Genomic DNA, 21,705 nt, shown 5'->3' on the forward strand with positions numbered 1-21,705 from the left:
TTCAATGGACTCTGCCGAAGACCGCTGGTCGTTGCTCCCGGAGCAACTGAAGGTCCATGAACTTTGTGGGCGGCCCGCGCAGGTGACAAGTCAGTGAGAGTCATTTTCACGCCCTTGCGCCTGCGCAGGGGCGTTTTCGATTTTCTGGGCTTTGGGCCGGCGCGGCAAGAGCTGTATGGCATTTAGAGGCCAAACCCTGTCGTTGACAGGGCGGAAGGAGACCCATGGCGAGGCCGGACAAGGCAGCCGACGTCGCGGAGCTGACTGAGAACTTCAGAAGCTCAGGCGCCGCCGTACTGACCGAGTACCGCGGACTCACCGTGGCGCAGTTGCGGCAGTTGCGCACGGCGCTCGGTGATGACGTGCACTACGCCGTGGTGAAGAACACGCTGACCAAGATCGCGGCCAAGGATGCGGGTGTGGAGTCGTTCGACTCCCTGCTCGAGGGTCCGTCGGCCATCGCCTTCATCAAGGGCGACCCGGTGGTCGCGGCCAAGGGGCTGCGTGACTTCGCCAAGGCCAATCCCCTTCTCGTCATCAAGGGCGGTGTGCTGGATGGCAAGGCACTCGGCTCCGACGAGATCAACAAGCTCGCTGACCTCGAGTCGCGTGAGGTTCTCCTCTCGAAGCTCGCAGGTGCGATGAAGGCGGCCCCGCAGCAAGCGGTGTCGTTGTTCGCTGCTCCGCTCGCACAGGCTGCCCGCCTGTTCGCGGCGCTGCAGGACAAGCTGCCGGCCGGCGACGCCCCCGTGGCGGACGAGGCTCCGGCTGCCGAGGCTGTGCAGGACGCACCCGCCGACGCACCTGCCGAAGAGGCGAGCACCGAGGAGACCACGTCAGCTGACAGCTGACGCGTTCGAATCACGCAACACCCCAATCAGTGATCACCCCAGCAACACGTTGAAGGAAGGACCGCCAAAATGGCGAAGCTCAGCACCGAAGAGCTGCTCGGTCAGTTCAAGGACCTCACCCTGCTCGAGCTCTCTGAGTTCGTGAAGGCCTTCGAAGAGGAGTTCGGCGTCACCGCCGCCGCTCCCGTCGCCGTCGCGGTCGCGGGTGCCCCCGGCGCCCCGGCCGAAGAGGCCTTCGAGCAGGACGAGTTCGACGTCGTCCTGGAGTCGGCCGGCGACAAGAAGATCCAGGTCATCAAGGAGGTGCGCGCCCTCACGAGCCTCGGCCTGAAGGAGGCCAAGGACCTCGTCGAGAGCGCGCCGAAGGCCATCCTCGAGAAGGTCGACAAGGCTTCGGCCGAGAAGGCGAAGGATGCCCTCGAGGGCGCCGGCGCCACCGTCTCGGTCAAGTGACCTGTGCGGCCTAGCCGCACAACGAAGTGATACCAGTTGAAGGGCGGTCCTACGGGGCCGCCCTTCGGCATGTCCGGACCGGGACTAGTATCCCGAAAGGTCTCGGTGCGTGACCACAGCGTGACTCTTCGGTCGTGATCACTTGACAGACAGGGGTTACGCAAAAGCGTACTCGTGCGTAACCTAAGCAACCGCGCCCTCGTTGAACCGGCGAAAGCACGTCGGTCGGGGCAGCACGACTTACCCGTGAGGAGGACCGGTGGGCGTAGAAGTCCGCGTCGAGGGACTGTCGAAGTCCTTCGGAAGCCAGCTGATCTGGGGCGACGTGTCCCTGACCCTGCCGGCCGGCGAGATCTGCGTGATGCTGGGCCCTTCCGGCACCGGGAAGTCCGTATTCCTGAAGACGCTGATCGGTCTGCTCAAGCCCGACAAGGGTCACGTGCACATCGAGGGCGTCGACATCGCGACCTGCTCCGAGCGCCAGCTCTACGAGGTCCGCAAGTTGTTCGGCGTGCTGTTCCAGGACGGCGCGATGTTCGGCTCGATGAACCTGTACGACAACGTCGCCTTCCCGTTGCGTGAGCACACCAAGAAGTCCGAGTCCGAGATCCGCTCCATCGTGATGGAGAAGATGGAGATGGTCGGCCTGGTCGGCGCGGAGAAGAAGCTCCCGGCCGAGATCTCCGGCGGGATGCGCAAGCGCGCCGGGCTGGCCCGCGCGCTCGTGCTGGAGCCCGAGATCCTGCTCTTCGACGAGCCCGACTCCGGCCTCGACCCGGTCCGGACGGCGTTCCTGAACCAGCTGATCATCGACCTGAACGAGATGACCCAGGCGACCTGCCTGATCGTCACCCACGACATCAACACCGCGCGGACGGTGCCGGACAACATCGGTCTGCTGTACCACCGGCACCTGGCGATGTTCGGCCCGCGCGAGATGCTGCTGTCCAGCGAGGAGCCGGTGGTCCGCCAGTTCCTGAACGCCCAGCGGATCGGCCCGATCGGCATGTCGGAGGAGAAGGACGCCGACGAGCTCGCCGCCGAGGCCGACCAGGAGCTGCCGCCGCTGCCGCCGATCCCGATCCAGCAACTGCCCAGCAGCGGCGTACTACGCCCGACCCAGCGCCCGCCGGGCCAATGGTGTGAGGACAACGGCGTGACGCCACCGCCCGGTTCCTTCGCCGGTGACGTGGTGACGACTTCGTGACAGCCTCCGCCACCGCCCCGCTGAAGGCCGCAGGATCGCTGTTCGCTTTCGCGCTCGACGCCGCCCGGGCCTCGGTCCGGCGGCCGTTCCAGCTGCGCGAGTTCCTGCAGCAGGCGTGGTTCGTGGCGAGCGTGACGATCATCCCGACCGCACTGGTCGCGATCCCGTTCGGCGCGGTGATCGCGTTGCAGGTCGGTGGGCTGATCCAGCAGTTCGGCGCGCAGGCCTTCACCGGCTCGGCCGCCGTACTGGCCGTGGTCCGTGAGGCGTCGCCGATCGCGACCGCGCTGCTGATCGCCGGCGCGGGCGGCTCGGCCATCTGCGCCGACCTCGGCGCGCGCAAGATCCGCGAAGAGCTCGACGCGATGATGGTGCTCGGCATCGACCCGATCCAGCGCCTGGTCGTCCCGCGGGTGCTGGCCACCATGCTCGTCGCGTTCTTCCTGAACGGCTTCGTCAGCGTGGTCGGCGTGATGGGCGGCTACATCTTCAACGTGGTGCTGCAGGACGGTACGCCCGGTAGCTATATAGCCTCGTTCACGGCGCTCGCCCACCTGCCCGACCTGTGGCAGGGGCAGGTGAAGGCGCTGGTGTTCGGCTTCATCGCCGCGGTGGTCGCCTCTTACAAGGGTGTGAACGCCGGTGGTGGCCCGAAGGGGGTCGGCGACGCGGTGAACCAGTCCGTCGTGATCACCTTCATGCTGCTGTTCGTCGCGAACTTCTCGATGACGGCGATCTACTTCCAGCTCGTACCGCCGAAGGGGGCCTGACCTGCCATGGCGCAGTCCGCCCTCGACGTCTTGATCAAGAAGCCGCTGAACTCGCTCGACCGGCTCGGTGAGCAGCTCGCCTTCTACCTCAAGGCACTGGCCTGGTCCGGCAAGTCGGTCCGCCGGTACCGCCGCGAGATCCTCCGGCTGCTCGCGGAAGTGACGCTCGGTACCGGTGCACTGGCCGTGATCGGCGGCACCGTCGGCGTGATCACCTTCCTGGCCTTCTTCACCGGCACGGAGGTCGGCCTGCAGGGCTACTCGGCGCTGAACCAGATCGGCACCTCGGCCTTCGCGGGTTTCGTCAGCGCCTACATCAACACCCGCGAGATCGGTCCGCTGATCGCCGGGATCGCGCTCGCCGCGACCGTCGGCTGTGGTTTCACCGCGCAGCTCGGCGCGATGCGGATCAGCGAGGAGATCGACGCCCTCGAGGTGATGGCGGTCCCGTCCCTGCCGTACCTGGTCACCACCCGGATCATCGCGGGGCTGATCGCGGTCGTCCCCTTGTACGTCGTCGGGTTGCTGTCGTCGTATTTCGCCACCAGGCTGACCGTGACGACGTTCTACGGGCAGAGCACCGGGACGTACGACCATTATTTCCATCTGTTCTTACCACCGGGTGACGTGCTCTGGTCGTTCGGCAAGGTGCTCGTCTTCTCGGTGCTGGTGATCCTGGTGCACTGCTACCACGGGTACCACGCGACCGGCGGCCCGGCAGGCGTCGGTGTCGCCGTCGGGCGCGCGGTCCGGACGTCGATCGTCGTGATCAACGTCGTCGACCTGCTGCTGTCGATGGCGATCTGGGGCACCACGACCACGGTCAGGCTGGCGGGGTAGCGATGACCAGACGATTACTCGGGACGGCCTTCATCGGGTTGCTCTGCTTCCTGCTCTGGCTGACCTACGCCTTCTACACGAAGGTCTTCACCGCCACCGTCGACGTGGAACTGCAGACCAGCCACATCGGCCTGCAGCTGAACCGGCACGCGGACGTGAAGCTGCGCGGCATCATCGTCGGCGAGGTCCGCAGCGTCTCCACCGACGGCGACTTCGCCACCGTGCACCTGGCGCTGAAGCCCGACCAGGTGCAGGAGATCTCCAGCCAGGTCAGCGCGCGGATCCTGCCCAAGACGCTGTTCGGCGAGAAGTACGTCGCGCTGGTGCCGCCGGCCGGTCCCGAGGGCCGCGCGATCAAGGGTGGCGACGTGATCGCCCGGGACAAGACCGCGGTCGGCATCGAGATCGAGAAGGTGCTGAACGACGCGCTGCCGCTGCTGCAGGCGGTCGACCCGGCCGACCTGAACGCGACGCTGAACACGCTGGCCACGGCGCTGGAGGGGCGTGGCAGTGAGATCGCCGAGACCCTCACCCAGCTCGACGGCTACCTGAAGAAGCTGAACCCGAACGTACCGAACCTGATCGCCGCGCTGACCAAGCTGACCCAGGTCTCGAAGATCTACGGCGACGTCACGCCGGACCTGGCCCGGGCGCTGCGCAACCTGACCATCACCGGCAACACCGTGGTGGAGAAGGAGAAGCAGTTGCAGACGTTCTTCATCGACGTCCAGACGCTGTCCACCACCGGGAACACCTTCCTGAAGGAGAACGAGGACCGGGTGATCCGGCTCGGCGAGGTGAGCAGGCCGGTGCTCGACCTGCTGGAGCGCTACTCGCCGGAGTTCCCCTGCTTCCTCAAGGTGATGACGGACACCATCCCGACCCTGAGCGACACTTTCCGCGACGGCCGGCTGAACATCAACCTGGAGCTGATCACCAACCAGCCCACTCCGTACCAGCCGAACGAGACGCCGAAGTACGAGGACCATCGCGGCCCGACCTGTGTCGGCCGGAACTACACCGTGCCGGGGGAGCATCCCGGCCCGTACACGCAGGCCAACCCGGCGCCGTACGTCACCGGTGAGGACGGCGTGATCGGCGACCACGGCAAGAACACGAAGTTCCCGGTCAACCTGCAGCTGAACCGGGCGATGCCCGGCTTCGCGATGGACACCGGTGGCGCCGGTACGCCGGCCGAGCAGAAGGTGATCGACTCCTTCGCCGGACCGGCGATGGGCATCCCGGCCGGCGAGGTACCCGATCTGACCACCCTGCTGATCGGCCCCCTGGTCCGCGGCGGGCAGGTGAACCTGAAATGAAGCTGCTCGACAAGAAGACCTCGCTCGACACCGTCCGGCTGGCGATCTTCGTCGTCGTCACGACGGTGGCGACCGCGCTGCTGGCCATCACCATCGGCAACATCAGCTTCAACGCGACCACGAAGTACCGGGCCGTGTTCACCGACGTGGTCGGGCTGAACAAGGGTGACGACATCCGGATCGCGGGTGTCCGGGTCGGGCAGGTCGACAAGATCGCGGTCTACCAGGACAAACTCGCGATGATCACCTTCAGCGTCGACTCCGACCAGGTGCTCGACACCAGCACGCGGGCGACGATGCGCTACCGCAACCTGGTCGGCAACCGCTACGTCGCGCTGACCGAGGGCGTCGGCGGTGGCAGCAAGATGAAGGCGAACGGGATCATCGACAAGGACCGGACGGCGCCCGCGCTGGACCTGTCGGTGCTGTTCAACGGGTTCAAACCGCTGTTCACCGCGCTGACGCCGAAGGACGTGAACCAGTTCGCGTTCGAGGTGATCAAGGTGCTGCAGGGTGAGGGCGGCACGATCGAGAGCCTGCTCGCCCGGACGGCGTCGCTGACCACCACCCTGGCCGACTCCGACCAGGTGATCGGCGACCTGATCACCAACCTGACCTCGACGCTGCAGATCGTCTCGCAGCGCCAGCAGAACTTCTCCCAGCTGCTGGTCAACCTGCAGCAGTTCATCACCGGGCTGAGCCAGGACATCAACCCGATCCTCGGCTCGCTCGGCTCGATCAACTCGCTGAACACGAAGACGGCCGGCCTGCTGCAGCAGACCCGGGTGCCGCTCAAGGCGGACCTCGACCGGCTGCGCCAGGTGTCGACCACCCTTGACGACACCCAGGCGATCTGGGTGAAGACGCTGCAGAACATGCCGGGCAAGCTCGAGACGCTGACCCGGACCGCGTCGTACGGGTCCTGGTTCAACTTCTACCTGTGCGGCTTCGACGGCAACGTCACGCTGCCGCTGGGCACCCGGATCCCGATCAGCCATGACGTCAACTCGGCGAGGTGCGCCAAGTGAAGCCGTTCAGGGAACAGAACCAGGTCACCATCGGCGTGGTCGGCCTGACCGTGATCGGGCTGGTCATGCTGGCCGCGTTCAAGGCGCAGGACCTGCCGCTGATCGGTGGCGGCACGAAGTACTCCGCGCAGTTCTCCGAGGCCGGCGGACTGAAGCCGAACGACGAGATCCGGGTCGCCGGGGTCCGGGTCGGCCAGGTCCGCAAGGTCGAGCTCGAGGGCACTCACGTCCGGGTCGACTTCGTCGTCGACCGCGGCGTGAAGCTCGGCAACAAGACCGGCGCCGAGATGAAGATCAAGACGCTGCTCGGGCAGAAGTACCTGAAGCTCGATCCGGCCGGCGACGGCGAGCTCAAGGAGGGTTCGGCGATCCCGCTGGACCGGACGATCTCGGCGTACGACGTCGTCGACGCGTTCACCGATCTGGCCAACACCACCGAGCGGATCGACACCGCGCAGCTGGCGAAGGCGCTGGACACGTTGTCGACGACCTTCAAGAACACCCCGGAAGAGGTCCGGGCCTCGCTGACCGGGCTGTCCCGGCTGTCCCGCAACGTCGCCAAGCGCGACGAGCAGCTGAAGCAGTTGCTGCAGCACTCCGAGGTGGTCACCAAGGTTCTGGCCGACCGCAACGAAGAGCTGATCAAGCTGATGAAGGACGGCAACACCGTGTTCCAGGCGGTGCAGGCGCGCCGGGCGCTGATCCACGAACTGCTCGTCTCGACGCAGAAGCTGGCCGCGCAGGTCAGCGCGCTGGTCAAGGAGAACCGCAAGGACCTGGCGCCGACGCTGACCAAGGTCAACGCCGTGCTGGCCACCCTGCTGAAGAACCAGAACGCGCTGGACGCCAGCATCAAGGGCCTCGCGCCGTATGCACGGGTGTTCACCAACACCCTCGGTACCGGGCCGTGGTTCGACACCTACGTGCAGAACCTCGTACCGGTGCCCGAGATCCCGTTGCCGCAGCTCCCGATCCCGGGGTTGCCGCCGATCCTGGGCGGGCTGACCGGGGGGAGCGGCCGATGAAGATCGCAGGACTCTCCCGGATGATCGCGTTCGGCGTCGTCATCGTGGTGCTGGCCGTCAGCGTCATCTCGCTCTGGCCGCATCCCGAGCGGGTGTCGGCGACGGCGTACTTCCCGCGCGCGGTCAGCGTCTACCCGGGCTCCGACGTCCGGATCCTCGGCATCAAGGTCGGCGAGATCGAGAGCGTGACGCCGGCCGGCCGCTCGGTCCGGGTGAAGTTCTGGTGGGAGGCCAAGCACAAGGTGCCGGCCGAGGCGAAGGCCGTGATCGCGTCCCCGTCGATCGTCGCCGACCGGTACCTCCAGCTCACCCCGGCGTACTCCAAGGGTGCCGTGATGGCCGACGGCGCGCAGATCCCGCTGGAGCGGACGGCCGTACCGCTCGAGCTCGACCAGATCTACGAGAGCCTGAACGACCTGTCCGTCGCGCTCGGCCCGAAGGGCGCCAACGACCAGGGCGCCCTGTCGCGGCTGCTCGACGTGTCCGCGGCCAACCTGAACGGTCAGGGCGCGAAGCTGAACCAGACCATCACCGACGTGTCCACGCTGACCCAGACCCTGTCGAGCAACTCCAAGAGCCTGTTCAGCACGGTCCGGCAGTTGCAGACCTTCGTCTCCGCGCTGGCCGCCAACGACGCCCTGGTGAAGCAGTTCAACACGAACTTCGCGGCCACCTCGACCACGCTGGCCGGTGAGCGCCAGGACCTGTCCGCCGCGCTGTCCACGCTGGCGGCGGCGCTCGGTGAGGTGGCGAGCTTCGTCAAGGACAACCGTTCGCTGCTGAAGACCACCATCTCCGGCGCCACCGACGTCTCCCAGATCCTGGTCAAGGAGAAGGCCGCGCTGGCCGAGATCATCGACACCGCGCCGCTCGGCCTGGGCAACCTGGCCCGCGTCTACAACCCGCAGTTCGGCACCCTGGACCAGCGGATCAACCTGGCCCAGCTGGACGACCCGGCGACCTTCATCTGTTCGCTGCTGATCCAGGCCAACCAGCCGTTGTCGACGTGTTCGGCGCTCAAGCCGATCTTCGACGCGCTGCCGAAGCTCCCGCTGCTGAGTGCCATCACCGGCTCCGGCGGACCAGCCGGTACGCCGTGGGCGCCGGCCCCGAAGGCCAAGCTGGCCAGCCCCGACCCCGTCGACGACACACTCGGCGGCCTGGTCCCGGGTGGTACGCGATGAGGCGCCTGCGCAGTACTGCGGTGGTCGCCGGTGCCGTCGCGATGGCGACCCTCCTGAGTGGATGCGACTTCAGCGTCTACTCCCTGCCGTTGCCGGGTGGCGCCAAGATCAAGGGCCCGTCGTACACGGTCACCGTCGAGTTCGCCGACGTCCTGGACCTGGTGCCGAAGTCGTCGGTGAAGGTGGACGACGTCACCGTCGGTACGGTCGAGAAGGTCTGGCTGGAGGGCTACACCGCCAAGGTCAGGATCAAGCTGCCGAAGAGCCTGGCGCTGCCGGACAACGCCCGGGCGACGATCCGGCAGACCAGCCTGCTGGGCGAGAAGTTCGTCTCGCTGGCGCAGCCGTCGGGCACTGAGAAGCCGCGCGGCAAGCTGGAGAACGGCGAGCTGATCCCGCTGTCCCGCACGACCAGCAACGTCGAGGTCGAAGAGGTGCTGTCGGCGCTGTCGCTGCTGCTCAACGGCGGTGGCGTGGCCCAGTTGCAGATCATCACCCAGGAGCTGAACAAGGCGCTGACCGGCAACGAGCCGGCCATCCGCAGCGTGCTGACCCAGCTGAACACCTTCGTCGGCACCCTCGACCAGAACAAGCAGAAGATCGTCACCGCGATCACCGCCGTCGACCAGCTGGCCAAGCAGCTGAACGCGCAGAAGACGACGCTGGCGAGCGCGATCGACTCGCTGCCGAAGTCGATCGCCACCCTGGACAAGCAGCGGGCCGCGCTGGTCAAGACGCTGCAGGCCCTGGCCAGCTTGGGTAGTACCGCGACCCGGGTGATCACCGAGTCGCAGAAGGACCTGGTCGCCAACCTGCAGTCGCTCTACCCGTTGCTCACCAAGCTCGTCGAGGCCGGCGAGAACCTGCCGAGGTCGCTCGAGTTGCTGCTCACCTATCCGTTCCCGGACGCGGCGGCGGGCGCGGTCAAGGGTGACTTCACCAACCTGAACATCACCCTCGACGTCAACACCCAGACGGCGTTGAAGGGACTTATCGGGCTGGACCTGCCGGATGTCGGCCTGACCCTGCCGACCGCGGAGATCAGCTTGCCGCTGCACAACTCGCCGAAGTTCCCGACCACCAAGCCGACCGGCGGGCTGCCGCCGTTGCCGCTCCCGACCGGGACCGCGACCACCTGCATCACGATCCTCGGGCTGCCGGTCTGTACGCCGAAGCTGAACCGGTCCGGGTTCGATCCCGAGCTCGCGAAGGTCCTGATGCCGGGGGTGGCCAAGTGATCACCAGAACGATCCGGATCCAGCTGATGGTCTTCCTGCTGATCACCCTGGTCGGCATCGCCTACGTCGGCGGCAAGTACGCCCAGGTCGACAAGCTGCTGTTCAACGACGACTACACGGTCAGTGCCAGCTTCGCCGAGTCCGGTGGCATCTTCTCCGGCGCCGAGGTCACGTACCGCGGCCAGCCGGTCGGCCGGGTCGGCGAGCTCAAGCTGCTGTCCGACGGCGTCGAGGTCAACCTGGACATCGAGAAGAAGAACAAGATCCCCAGCGACCTGCTCGCCGTGGTCGCGAACCGGTCGGCGATCGGCGAGCAGTACGTCGACCTGCAGCCGCGCCGCGACGGCGCGCCGTACCTGCAGGACCGCTCGAAGATCTCCCGGCAGAACACGGCGCTGCCGATCGACACCACCGAGCTGCTGCTGAACCTCGACCAGCTGGTGAACTCGGTCGACAAGAACAGCCTGAAGACGACCGTCAAGGAGCTCGGCGACGCGCTCCGCGGCCGGGGCAGCGACCTGCAGAAGATCATCGACAGCTCCGGCGCGCTGATCAGCGACGCCGACGCGAACGTCCTGCAGACGATCAAGCTGATCAATGACGGCAACACCGTGCTCGCCACCCAGGTGGCGAGCGGGGACGCGATCAAGACCTGGGCGAAGAACCTGGCCCTGCTGTCCGACACGCTGGTCAGCTCGGACGCCAACCTGCGGTCCGTGATCGACAACGGCTCGGCCGCGTCGACGCAGCTGACCGCGCTGATCACGGAGAACAAGGCCGACATCGCGGTGCTGCTGGGCAACCTGCTGACGGTGAGCCAGCTGACCGCGGTACGGCTGGACGCCGTCGAGCAGCTGCTGGTGGTCTACCCGGCGGTGGCGATGGGCGGGTACGTCGTACCGGGCAAGGACCCGGGCACCGGACACTACGACGCACACTTCGGTCTGGTGCTCGGCTTCAGCCCGCCTGCCTGCCGGGCCGGTTACAACGGGACCGAAAAGCGCGTCCCGCAGGACACCACCAGCAAGGCGGCGAACACCAAAGCAGGCTGTACTGCGTCGCCGGGGTCGGGAATCGACGTCCGGGGATCGCAGAACAAGCCGGCGCCGTCGTCACGCTCAGGCTCGAACCGGATCGGCTACGGCATCGGGTACGACCCGGTGACGGGGGCCGCCGGCGGACAGGGCGGGATGCCGGAGATGGTGCTCGGATCGACCGGTGGCCAGGAAGAGCTGCTCGGCCAGGACTCCTGGAAAGCCCTGATCCTCGGACCGGTGAGTGGCAAATGACTTCCGCAACCGCCTCCCGGAGAGGCCCGATCATCCTGGCGTGGGCGCTGAGCGTGCTCGTGCTGATCGCCCTGGTCGGCGCGACCCTGTCGGTGATCGCGTTGCGTGGGCAGGACGCCCGCAAGAGTGAACGCGACGGCGCGATGAAGGCGGCCCGGCAGTTGGCGCTCGACTTCACGACGTACAACTACGAGAGCTGGGACAAGGACGCGCAGCGGGTGCTGGACGACTCCACCGGGCAGTTCAAGGAGGAGTTCAAGTCGGGTGCGAGCTCGGTGAAGACGGAGGTGGTCGCGAACAAGGCGACCTCCAAGGGCGACGTGAAGGAGGCCGCGGTGGTGTCGAACGACAAGGACTCGGCCCAGGTCCTGGTGATCGTGAACGCCGTCGTCACCAACACCGCCTCCAAGGACGGCGTGGAGCGCCGGTACCGGATCAAACTGGACCTGGTCCGGGAGAAGAACCGCTGGCTCACCGCCGACTTCCAGGTGGTCGGCTGATGCCCCGCAGGATCGCCGGCCAGCGCCGCCGCCCCGAGAACGGGGCCGAAGTCAACCCCCGGATCGACCCCTCTGAAGCAGTGACTCGGGCCACACCGGAGGCCCCGGAACGGATTTCGGACCGTTCGCAGGACAGAGTGCCGACTACGCAAAGTGACGAAACTCGCAAGAAGCCGGCTCCGGAACAGGCCGAGCAGGGCTTCCTCGTACCTCCCAGGCCGGCCGTCCCGGTCGTCGCGCCTGGATCGGCCGTCCGCTCTCCTGTCGCCGTCGTGCTGTCGGCGGCGCTCGGGGTCCTGCTGGTGCTGATCCTGGTCTTCGCGGGCATCCTCGGGGTCAAGGCCTGGCAGGGCAAGGAGGCCGACGACGCTCGTGGCCAGGCGGTCGCGGCCGGCCGGAAAGCCGCCGAAACGGCGCTGAGCTACGACTACCGCACGCTCGACAAGAGCTTCGCGGCGGCGCGGGCGACGATGACGCCCGACTTCGCCGGCAAGTTCGACGCCACCGCCAAGGTGGCCGGCGAACTTGCCACCAAGACCAAGGCGACGGTCCGTGCCGAGGTCCGCGAGGTCGGCGTCCGGGACGGCAACGCCGACCGGGTCACGCTGATCATCTTCGTCAACCAGACGACCACCAGCACGATCACGGAGGGTAGGCCCCGGGTCGACCTGAACCGGACGAGATTCACGATGGTCCGAAACAGGGGCCAATGGCTGGTCCAGGAGATCGCCGGACTGTAGTCTCTTTGTGACTCCGGAGAGGTCGTGCCGGGTGGCTCGCGGGTTGGTTACCCGCTGGAGAACCCGGGTCGATCCTTGACGGAGAGGGTGGTCCGAAGGCATAGTATCGGACCCCATTGGACAGGCTTGCCCTGATCGGGTAGCCTATTGCTTTGCGCTGCCTTTAACCGCACCCTTGTTCATCCTCAGAACTTGACGAGGGTCGTTTGGCATGCGCTCCCAGCACCCGAAGTGCCGCTTCGAAGTTACTTTGCGAGCCCGTGGAAGGACGCCCCTTGGTCGCCTCGCGCAACCCCCAGTCCGACAGTATTACCAACGTTTCCGGCGCACCACGCCGCATCTCCTTCGCAAAGATCTCCGAGCCTCTCGAGGTTCCGGATCTTCTTGCGTTGCAGGTGGACAGTTTCGACTGGCTGGTCGGAAACGAAACCTGGCAGGCCAGGGTGGCCGCCGCCGAGGCGGAGGGACGGACTGATCTGTCCTCCCCGTCCGGCCTCGAGGAGATCTTCGAGGAGATCTCCCCGATCGAGGACTTCAGCGGAACCATGTCGCTGTCGTTCCGTGACCACCGGTTCGAGCCCCCGAAGAACACGGTCGACGAGTGCAAGGAGCGTGACGTCACCTACTCGGCGCCGCTGTTCGTCACCGCCGAGTTCATGAACAACGAGACCGGCGAGATCAAGAGCCAGACCGTCTTCATGGGTGACTTCCCGTTGATGACGCGCAAGGGCACATTCGTGATCAACGGCACCGAGCGTGTCGTCGTGTCCCAGCTGGTTCGCTCGCCCGGTGTGTACTTCGAGCGCACGCCGGACAAGACGTCGGACAAGGACATCTTCACGGCCAAGATCATCCCGTCGCGCGGTGCGTGGCTGGAGTTCGAGATCGACAAGCGCGACATGGTCGGCGTACGGCTCGACCGCAAGCGCAAGCAGAACGTCACCGTGCTGCTCAAGGCGCTCGGCTGGACCGACGCGCAGATCCTCGAGGAGTTCGGCGAGTACGAGTCGATCCGCCTCACCCTGGAGAAGGACCACACCTCCGGGCAGGACGACGCGCTGCTCGACATCTACCGCAAGCTGCGTCCCGGCGAACCGCCGACACGCGAGGCTGCCCAGGCGCTGCTGGACAATTACTACTTCAACGGCAAGCGCTACGACCTGGCCAAGGTCGGCCGGTACAAGATCAACAAGAAGCTCGGCCGTGACGAGACGCACGACACCGCGGTTCTGACGATCAACGACATCGTGGCGACGATCAAGTACATCGTCGCGCTGCACGAGGGCAAGACCGAGCTGACCGCGCCGCAGGGCGAGATCGTCGTCGAAGAGGACGACATCGACCACTTCGGCAACCGTCGTCTGCGCACGGTCGGCGAGTTGATCCAGAACCAGCTCCGCACCGGCCTGGCCCGGATGGAGCGCGTGGTTCGCGAGCGGATGACGACTCAGGACGTCGAGGCGATCACGCCGCAGACGCTGATCAACATCCGCCCGGTGGTCGCGGCGCTGAAGGAGTTCTTCGGTACTTCGCAGCTGTCGCAGTTCATGGACCAGACCAACCCGATCGCGGGTCTGACCCACAAGCGCCGGCTGTCGGCGCTTGGCCCGGGTGGACTGTCTCGTGAGCGGGCCGGCTTCGAGGTTCGGGACGTGCACCCGTCGCACTACGGCCGGATGTGCCCGATCGAGACCCCGGAAGGCCCGAACATCGGTCTGATCGGCTCGCTCGCGACGTACGGCCGGGTGAACCCGTTCGGCTTCGTCGAGACGCCGTACCGCAAGGTCGTCGACGGCCGGGTCACCGACCAGGTCGACTACCTGACCGCGGACGAGGAGGACCGGTTCGTCATCGCTCAGGCCAACGCGGCACTGACCGACGACGACGTGTTCGCCGAGGACCGGGTGCTGGTTCGCCGGCGCCACGGTGAGGTCGAGCTCGTCCTGGTCGACGACGTGGACTACATGGACGTCTCGCCGCGCCAGATGGTGTCGGTCGCGACGGCGATGATCCCGTTCCTCGAGCACGACGACGCCAACCGCGCCCTGATGGGCTCCAACATGCAGCGCCAGGCCGTTCCGCTGATCACCGCGGACGCACCCCTGGTCGGTACCGGCATGGAGTTCCGCGGAGCGGTCGACGCCGGTGACGTGCTGGTCTCGGAGAAGGCCGGCGTCATCAAGGAGGTCTCGGCCGATCTGATCGAGGTCGCCGCCGACGACGGCACGTACCAGACGTACCGGCTGCAGAAGTTCCGTCGCTCGAACCAGGGCACCTGCATCAACCAGCGTCCGCTGGTCGACGCCGGGCAGCGGGTCGAGGTCGGCTCGCCGCTGGCCGACGGTCCGTGCACCGACGAGGGCGAGATGGCACTCGGCCGTAACCTGCTCGTGGCGTTCATGCCGTGGGAGGGTCACAACTACGAGGACGCGATCATCCTCAGCCAGCGCGTCGTCCAGCAGGACCTGCTGACCTCGATCCACATCGAGGAGCACGAGGTCGATGCTCGCGACACCAAGCTGGGCCCGGAGGAGATCACCCGCGACATCCCCAACGTCTCCGACGAGATGCTGGCGGACCTGGACGAGCGGGGCATCATCCGGATCGGCGCGGAGGTCACCACCGGTGACATCCTGGTCGGCAAGGTCACGCCCAAGGGTGAGACCGAGCTGACCCCGGAGGAGCGGCTGCTCCGGGCGATCTTCGGTGAGAAGGCGCGCGAGGTGCGCGACACCTCGCTGAAGGTGCCGCACGGTGAGAACGGAACCGTCATCGGGGTCCGCGTCTTCGACCGCGACAACGGCGACGAACTGCCGCCGGGCGTGAACCAGCTGGTCCGCGTGTACGTCGCGCAGAAGCGCAAGATCTCCGTCGGCGACAAGCTCGCCGGACGCCACGGCAACAAGGGCGTCATCTCGAAGATCCTGCCGGTCGAGGACATGCCGTTCATGGAGGACGGCAGCCAGGTCGACATCATCCTGAACCCGCTGGGCGTGCCCGGCCGGATGAACGTCGGTCAGGTGCTCGAGACCCACCTCGGCTGGGTTGCCAGCCGCGGCTGGAAGGTCGACCCGGACAGCCCCGAAGAGTGGGCCCAGCGACTGATCAAGATCGGCGCCGGCGAAGCCGAGCCGTTCACGAACGTCGCCACCCCCGTTTTCGACGGTGCGCGCGAGGAAGAGGTCACCGGCCTGCTCGGCTCGACCCTGCCCAACCGCGACGGCGACCGGATGGTCGACAGCACCGGCAAGGCCAACCTGTTCGATGGCCGCTCGGGTGAGCCTTTCCCGCAGCCGGTCGGCGTCGGTTACATGTACATGCTGAAGCTGCACCACCTGGTGGACGACAAGATCCACGCCCGCTCGACCGGTCCGTACTCGATGATCACGCAGCAGCCGCTGGGTGGTAAGGCGCAGTTCGGTGGTCAGCGGTTCGGCGAGATGGAGGTGTGGGCCCTCGAGGCCTACGGTGCCGCCTTCGCGCTGCAGGAGCTGCTCACGATCAAGTCCGATGACGTTGTCGGTCGCGTCAAGGTGTACGAAGCGATCGTCAAGGGCGAGAACATCCCGGAGCCGGGTATCCCGGAGTCCTTCAAGGTTCTCGTCAAGGAAATGCAGTCCCTTTGTCTGAACGTTGAGGTGCTCTCGTCCGACGGAAGCCGGGTCGAGATGCGTGACAGCGAAGAGGACGTCTTCCGCGCAGCGGAGGAACTGGGAATCGATCTGTCCCGGCGCGAGCCGAACAGCGTCGAAGAGGTCTGAGCGGGTTGCCGCTTTCGATCAACAACCAACTCACTCAGACCCAACTTTTGACAATCGGGAGATAACACATCGTGCTCGACGTGAATTTCTTCGACGAGCTTCGGATCGGCTTGGCGACCGCGGATGAGATCCGCCAGTGGTCGCACGGCGAGGTCAAGAAGCCCGAGACGATCAACTACCGGACGCTCAAGCCTGAGCGTGACGGTCTGTTCTGCGAGAAGATCTTCGGTCCCACCCGGGACTGGGAGTGCTACTGCGGTAAGTACAAGCGTGTTCGCTTCAAGGGCATCATCTGCGAGCGGTGTGGCGTCGAGGTCACCCGCTCCAAGGTGCGCCGCGAGCGGATGGGCCACATCGAGCTGGCCGCGCCGGTCACCCACATCTGGTACTTCAAGGGTGTCCCGTCGCGACTCGGCTACCTGCTCGACCTCGCCCCGAAGGACCTCGAGAAGGTCATCTACTTCGCGGCGTACATGATCACCGACGTCGACGACGAGGCGCGGCACCGCGACCTCTCGTCGTTGGAGGGCCGGACCGATGTCGAGCGTAAGCAGCTCGAGGGCCGGCGCGACAACGACATCGAGACCCGGATGAAGAAGCTCGAGGAGGACCTCGCCCAGCTCGAGGCCGAGGGCGCGAAGGCCGACGTTCGCCGCAAGGTGAAGGAAGGCGCCGAGCGTGAGGTCAAGCAGCTGCGCGACCGTGCGCAGCGCGAGATCGACCGCCTCGACGAGGTGTGGAGCAGGTTCAAGAACCTCAAGGTCCAGGACCTGGAGGGCGACGAGATCCTGTACCGCGCCATGAAGGAGCGGTTCGGCAAGTACTTCTCCGGTGCGATGGGTGCCGCCGCGATCCAGCGGCGCCTGCAGACCTTCGACCTGAAGGCCGAGGCCGCCAGCCTGCGCGAGACGATCAAGACCGGTAAGGGCCAGCGCAAGACGCGGGCCCTGAAGCGGCTCAAGGTCGTCACCGCGTTCCTGGCGACCAACAACAGCCCGATGGGCATGGTGCTCGACTGCGTCCCGGTGATCCCGCCGGACCTGCGGCCGATGGTCCAGCTCGACGGTGGCCGGTTCGCCACCTCCGACCTGAACGACCTGTACCGCCGGGTGATCAACCGGAACAACCGGCTCAAGCGTCTGCTCGACCTGGGCGCGCCGGAGATCATCGTCAACAACGAGAAGCGGATGCTGCAGGAGGCCGTCGACGCACTGTTCGACAACGGCCGTCGTGGCCGTCCGGTCACCGGCCCGGGCAACCGGCCGCTGAAGTCGCTGTCCGACATGCTCAAGGGCAAGCAGGGTCGTTTCCGTCAGAACCTGCTGGGCAAGCGAGTCGACTACTCCGGCCGTTCGGTCATCGTGGTCGGCCCGCAGCTGAAGCTGCACCAGTGCGGTCTGCCGAAGGCGATGGCGCTGGAGCTGTTCAAGCCGTTCGTGATGAAGCGGCTGGTCGACCTCAACCACGCGCAGAACATCAAGTCCGCCAAGCGGATGGTCGAGCGTCAGCGCGCCCAGGTCTGGGACGTGCTGGAAGAGGTCATCACCGAGCACCCCGTGCTGCTGAACCGTGCGCCCACCCTGCACCGACTGGGGATCCAGGCGTTCGAGCCGCAGCTGATCGAGGGCAAGGCGATCCAGATCCACCCGCTCGTCTGCTCCGCGTTCAACGCGGACTTCGACGGTGACCAGATGGCGGTGCACCTGCCGCTGTCGGCCGAGGCGCAGGCCGAGGCCCGGATCCTGATGCTGTCGACGAACAACATCCTGAAGCCTGCTGACGGCCGTCCGGTCACGATGCCGACCCAGGACATGATCATCGGCATCTACTTCCTGACCATGCTGAAGGAAGGCGAGATCGGCGAAGGCCGGGCGTTCAGCTCGATGGCGGAGGCCCTGATGGCCTTCGACCGCAAGGAGCTGTCGCTGCAGGCCAAGATCACGCTCCGGCTCGACCAGGCCGGTGCGCCGGAGGGCTCGACCGAGCGCCCGAACGGTGGGTTCTCGCTGGAGACCACGCTGGGCCGCGCCCTGTTCAACGAGGCGCTGCCGAGCGACTACACCTTCGTGGACGTCGAGGTCGGCAAGAAGCAGCTGGGCTCGATCGTCAACGATCTGGCCGAGCGGTACTCCAAGGTCCAGGTGGCGTTCTGCCTGGACGCGCTGAAGGACCTCGGTTTCCGCTGGGCCACCCGCTCGGGTGTCACGGTGTCGATCGACGACTTCAGCACGCCGCCGAGCAAGCCCGAGATCATGGCGCGCTACGAGGCCCAGGCCGAGAAGGTCCAGAAGCAGTTCGAGCGGGGTCTGATCACCTCGTCCGAGCGGCGCCAGGAACTGATCGAGATCTGGACCGGGGCCAACGCCGAGGTCGGCAAGGCCATGGAGGAGAACTTCGAGAAGGCCAACCCGATCTGGATGATGGTCCACTCGGGTGCCCGAGGCAACATGATGCAGATCCGGCAGATCGCCGGTATGCGTGGCCTGGTGGCCAACCCGAAGGGCGAGATCATCGCCCGGCCGATCAAGTCCAACTTCCGCGAGGGCCTGTCGGTGGTCGAGTACTTCATCGCCACCCACGGTGCTCGTAAGGGTCTTGCCGACACCGCGCTGCGGACCGCCGACTCGGGGTACCTGACCCGTCGTCTGGTGGACGTGTCGCAGGACGTCATCATCCGCGAGGAGGACTGCGGCACCGAGCGTGGCCTGCCGAAGCTGATCGGCGAGCCGGGTCCGGACGGCAAGATCGTCCACGCCGAGAACGTGGAGACCAGCGCCTACGCCCGCACCCTGGCGACGGACACGTTCGACGCCAAGGGCACGCTGGTACTGACCGCTGGTAGCGACCTGGGCGACGTGTCCATCGCCGCGCTGGTGGCCGCTGGGATCGAGCAGGTCAAGGTCCGCTCCGTGCTGACCTGTGACGCCAAGACCGGTACCTGCGCGAAGTGCTACGGCCGTTCGCTGGCGACCGGCAAGCCGGTCGACATCGGTGAGGCCGTCGGCATCATCGCGGCGCAGTCCATCGGTGAGCCCGGTACGCAGCTGACCATGCGTACCTTCCACACCGGCGGTGTCGCGGGTGATGACATCACCCACGGTCTGCCCCGTGTCGTCGAGCTCTTCGAGGCTCGTCAGCCCAAGGGCAAGGCGCCGATCGGCGAGGCTGCCGGCCGGATCGTCATCGAGGACACCGACAAGACCCGGAAGCTGGTGCTCACCCCGGACGATGGTTCCGAGGAGGTCGCCTACCCGGTGTCGAAGCGGGCCCGGCTGCTGATCGAGGACGGTCAGCACGTCGAGGTCGGTCAGCAGTTGACGCAAGGTACGCCGGACCCGCAGGAAGTTCTGCGGATCCTGGGCATCCGCAAGGCGCAGGAGCACCTGGTGGACGAGGTCCAGGCGGTGTACCGGTCGCAGGGTGTGGCCATCCACGACAAGCACATCGAGATCATCGTCCGGCAGATGCTGCGCCGGGTCACGGTGATCGAGTCCGGCGAGGCGAACCTGCTGCCGGGTGAGCTGGCGGACCGGTTGCTGTTCGAGGCCGAGAACCGTCGCGTCGTGGCCGAGGGCGGTACGCCGGCCTCGGGTCGTCCGGTGCTGATGGGTATCACCAAGGCGTCGCTCGCGACCGAGTCGTGGCTGTCGGCCGCCTCCTTCCAGGAGACGACCCGGGTCCTGACCGAGGCCGCGATCCACGGCAAGTCCGACTCGCTGGTCGGTCTGAAGGAGAACGTCATCATCGGAAAGCTGATCCCGGCGGGTACCGGCATGGACCGTTACCGCAACATCCGGGTGGAGCCCACCGAGGAGGCGAAGGCCGCGATGTACTCGATGGTCGGTTACGAGTCGTACGACTACGACTTCGGACCGTCCGCCGGGCAGTCGGTCCCGCTCGACGACTTCGACCTGGGCTCGTACCAGAAGTAGAAGGTCTGCAACACCCGTCGAGGGCGGCACTCCCACCAGGGGGTGCCGCCCTCGCGGCATTCCACCGGCCGTCCGATGCCCTTGTTGCTAAGGGCAACTAGGGCGGCGGGGGCCGGATCGACGTACCCGAAGGGGATGTGGGCGATACCGGCCGGACGACACGCCGAGCGTGGCCGAGTCGCTGCGGAGTGTTGCGAGGGGTCGGCGTGGAAGTGTCGGCGGGATGCGCGAAGATGACGCGTATGACGGACCTCCCGCCCTACCTGCAACCGTTCGTGCTGGACGTCGCGCAGGGTGCGGAGCACCGCGTCGACCGGGTGGGGGAGCTCGACCTCCACCGGCCCGCGGGCACAGCTCGCACCGGTGCGATCCTGCTGGTCCACGGCGGTCCCGGGCCCGCCGATCTCGAGGTGTCACCACGGGACTGGCCGGTCTACCAGGGGTACGCCGCGGCCATCGCCCAGCGCGGCCAGGTGGCCGTCGTGGTCGACCACAGCCTGATTCGTGGCCTCCACCAGCTGGCCACCGCCGCGGACGACGTAGAGGCCGCTGTCGGCGTGCTCCGGGCCGATCCGCAGGTGGATCCCGAGCGCGTCGTGCTGTGGTTCTTCTCCGGCGCCGGACTGCTGGCGGGGGAGTGGCTGGACAGCCGCCCCGACTGGCTGCGCGCCATCGCCCTGACCTATCCGCTGCTCGCCGCCCCGCCCGGTGTCGACGAACTGGTTTCCGCCGCCGAAGTGATCGGCAAACACAAGGACCTGCCGGTGCTGCTGACCAGGGTCGGCCGCGAGCACGAAGAGCTCGCCCGACCGGTGGCGGAGTTCGTCTCCGCCGGTGGCCCCGCGCTGGACATCATCGACGTACCGAAAGGGCAACACGGCTTCGACATGCTCGACCACAGCGAAGAGTCCCGCGCCGCGGTGACCAAGGCCCTCGACTGGGCGATAGCCCACCTGGGCGAAGATCCCACCGCCACCACTCAGCTCCCCATCCCAGCCACCACCATCGCCGCCCCTCAACCGACCAAGGCCACCGCACGCACGGCTGCGGCATCAGCCGCGGGCCTGGTGCCTGCACCGAGCCCGCGCGCGGCCTCCACCTCTGCAGGCACCCCTGCAGCCACGGCTCGACCGGCAGCGTCCGCCGGCGTAGCCGCCGAGTCTGCTGCGCCCGCCAGCCAGCAGAGCGCATCGGCCGGCTTCACGACCTCCTCCAGTTTCACCTCCAGCAGTGCCGCGCCGGCTGCGGCGGAGACTGCGGCTTCCCGGGTCGTGGGCAGGCAGCATGCGGCCTTCGAGGCGCATGATCTCGAGGCGTTCCTGGCGATGTACTCGCCGACGGCTCTGCTTCAGTTCGCCGACGGCCCGGTGATGCGGGGCCGGCGTTCCCTGCGTGAGCACTACCGGCCGCAGTTCGAGGCGGGCGAGTGCAAGCGGGAGTTGGTGCAGCGGATGCTGGTGGGCGACTGGGTGGTCGAGCAGACGGTGACCAACCAGACCCCGACGGTCGCGCTCTACCAGGTGCAGGACGGCCTGATCACCGAGGTCCGCTTCCTAGCCTGACCCTCT

The 21,705-nt window shown here is 66.8% G+C and carries 15 protein-coding genes and 1 pseudogene; all 16 read left to right on the forward strand.

Going from position 1 to position 21,705, the window contains the following annotated elements; translation table 11 throughout:
• Positions 1–224 precede the first annotated feature (224 nt).
• Positions 225–731, forward strand: a pseudogene (rplJ, locus tag G3I17_RS20460) (50S ribosomal protein L10); the annotation flags it as partial.
• Between the two features lie 189 nt (positions 732–920).
• Positions 921–1,304 (forward strand): 50S ribosomal protein L7/L12, encoded by a 384-nt coding sequence (rplL, locus tag G3I17_RS20465; RefSeq protein WP_164598637.1) that lies wholly within the window; start codon positions 921–923, stop codon positions 1,302–1,304.
• A gap of 259 nt (positions 1,305–1,563) precedes the next feature.
• Entirely contained in the window at positions 1,564–2,511 is a 948-nt protein-coding gene (locus tag G3I17_RS20470; protein ID WP_164598639.1) for an ATP-binding cassette domain-containing protein, read from the forward strand.
• Positions 2,508–3,281, forward strand: a complete 774-nt coding sequence (locus tag G3I17_RS20475) for an ABC transporter permease (protein WP_164598648.1) — start codon at positions 2,508–2,510, stop codon at positions 3,279–3,281. Before G3I17_RS20470 ends, G3I17_RS20475 begins: the two co-directional genes overlap by 4 nt.
• 6 nt (positions 3,282–3,287) lie before the next feature.
• A complete protein-coding gene (locus G3I17_RS20480; RefSeq protein WP_164598650.1) occupies positions 3,288–4,121 on the forward strand; it encodes an ABC transporter permease in 834 nt (277 codons plus the stop codon).
• A gap of 2 nt (positions 4,122–4,123) precedes the next feature.
• On the forward strand, positions 4,124–5,440 hold the full coding sequence (locus G3I17_RS20485) for an MCE family protein (protein ID WP_164598652.1): 1,317 nt from the start codon (positions 4,124–4,126) through the stop codon (positions 5,438–5,440).
• A complete protein-coding gene (locus G3I17_RS20490; protein WP_164598654.1) occupies positions 5,437–6,468 on the forward strand; it encodes an MCE family protein in 1,032 nt (343 codons plus the stop codon). The genes G3I17_RS20485 and G3I17_RS20490 overlap by 4 nt, the downstream gene beginning before the upstream one ends.
• A complete protein-coding gene (locus G3I17_RS20495; protein ID WP_164598657.1) occupies positions 6,465–7,493 on the forward strand; it encodes an MCE family protein in 1,029 nt (342 codons plus the stop codon). The genes G3I17_RS20490 and G3I17_RS20495 overlap by 4 nt, the downstream gene beginning before the upstream one ends.
• Positions 7,490–8,677, forward strand: a complete 1,188-nt coding sequence (locus G3I17_RS20500; RefSeq protein ID WP_164598659.1) for an MCE family protein — start codon at positions 7,490–7,492, stop codon at positions 8,675–8,677. The genes G3I17_RS20495 and G3I17_RS20500 overlap by 4 nt, the downstream gene beginning before the upstream one ends.
• Positions 8,674–9,915 carry an MCE family protein gene (locus G3I17_RS20505; RefSeq protein ID WP_164598661.1) on the forward strand — a complete coding sequence of 414 codons (1,242 nt, stop codon included), beginning with the start codon at positions 8,674–8,676 and terminating at the stop codon, positions 9,913–9,915. Before G3I17_RS20500 ends, G3I17_RS20505 begins: the two co-directional genes overlap by 4 nt.
• Positions 9,912–11,204 (forward strand): MlaD family protein, encoded by a 1,293-nt coding sequence (locus tag G3I17_RS20510; RefSeq protein WP_164598663.1) that lies wholly within the window; start codon positions 9,912–9,914, stop codon positions 11,202–11,204. Before G3I17_RS20505 ends, G3I17_RS20510 begins: the two co-directional genes overlap by 4 nt.
• Positions 11,201–11,704 (forward strand): hypothetical protein, encoded by a 504-nt coding sequence (locus tag G3I17_RS20515; protein ID WP_164598665.1) that lies wholly within the window; start codon positions 11,201–11,203, stop codon positions 11,702–11,704. The genes G3I17_RS20510 and G3I17_RS20515 overlap by 4 nt, the downstream gene beginning before the upstream one ends.
• 137 nt (positions 11,705–11,841) lie before the next feature.
• Entirely contained in the window at positions 11,842–12,444 is a 603-nt protein-coding gene (locus tag G3I17_RS20520) for a hypothetical protein (protein WP_203590526.1), read from the forward strand.
• A 275-nt stretch (positions 12,445–12,719) separates the two neighbouring features.
• Complete coding sequence (gene rpoB, locus G3I17_RS20525) at positions 12,720–16,205, forward strand: DNA-directed RNA polymerase subunit beta (RefSeq protein ID WP_164598669.1); 3,486 nt, start codon at positions 12,720–12,722, stop codon at positions 16,203–16,205.
• A 71-nt stretch (positions 16,206–16,276) separates the two neighbouring features.
• On the forward strand, positions 16,277–20,137 hold the full coding sequence (locus G3I17_RS20530; protein WP_164598671.1) for a DNA-directed RNA polymerase subunit beta': 3,861 nt from the start codon (positions 16,277–16,279) through the stop codon (positions 20,135–20,137).
• Between the two features lie 233 nt (positions 20,138–20,370).
• Entirely contained in the window at positions 20,371–21,699 is a 1,329-nt protein-coding gene (locus tag G3I17_RS20535; RefSeq protein ID WP_203590527.1) for a nuclear transport factor 2 family protein, read from the forward strand.
• The last annotated feature ends 6 nt before the right edge of the window (positions 21,700–21,705 follow it).

It is taken from the genome of Streptomyces sp. SID13031 (assembly GCF_010548305.1).
Lineage (GTDB): Bacteria > Actinomycetota > Actinomycetes > Propionibacteriales > Kribbellaceae > Kribbella.